Here is a 657-nt window from a genome sequence, read left to right as displayed (position 1 = left end):
ACCTTCTTGAGTTTTCGTTTGATGTTCCCCAAACTAAAGTAGTTTACCCAACCTCTTTGGATTTCTAAGAGTTTCTTGATACGTTCATCGAAGCTCATCGGAGTCGTTTTTCGTGTCACCTCTTTGAGGCTTGCCTTCAACTTTTTCCATGAATCATGCTTAGCAACAAGTTGATATTGCCCTTTAGCTCCTTTCTTGTAACTCGATACAAAAGCGTAACCAAGTACCTCAAAATTGAAGGGACGTCGGCGACCACTTTTCTCTCGGTTTATCGGGAGTTGAAGCACATCTCTCAAAAATAAATACACATTATTCCCGACTCGTTTAGCTGATTTTTCTGACTTCACATAAATACTGAAGTCATCTGCATATCTCACAAAAAGAACCCCTCTCTTCGTTAAGAAGAGATCTAATTCATGAAGCATAATATTGGAAAGAAGCGGACTCAGTGGACCTCCTTGGGGAACTCCTTTTCGCCTTTTCCTTAATTTACCTTCAATCATGATGGGTGCTCTGAGAAATTTACGGATCAGTTTCATCGTGAGCGGACATTTTACTCTCTGATAAATCAGCTGGAGTAAAATGGTATGATCCACTTCATCAAAGAAGCTTTTCAAATCAATATCTATGATATCCTGATAGCCACTATTGATGTAG

General features: G+C 39.4%; 1 protein-coding gene. It reads right to left on the bottom strand.

The features are described from left to right. The coding region (locus tag HHU12_RS34420) for a reverse transcriptase domain-containing protein (protein WP_240971281.1) at positions 1-657 on the bottom strand (657 nt) is incomplete at both ends.

The organism is Flammeovirga aprica JL-4 (assembly GCF_012844305.1).
In the GTDB taxonomy this organism is placed as follows: Bacteria; Bacteroidota; Bacteroidia; order Cytophagales; family Flammeovirgaceae; genus Flammeovirga; species Flammeovirga aprica.
This window is presented reverse-complemented; position numbering and strand designations above follow the sequence as displayed.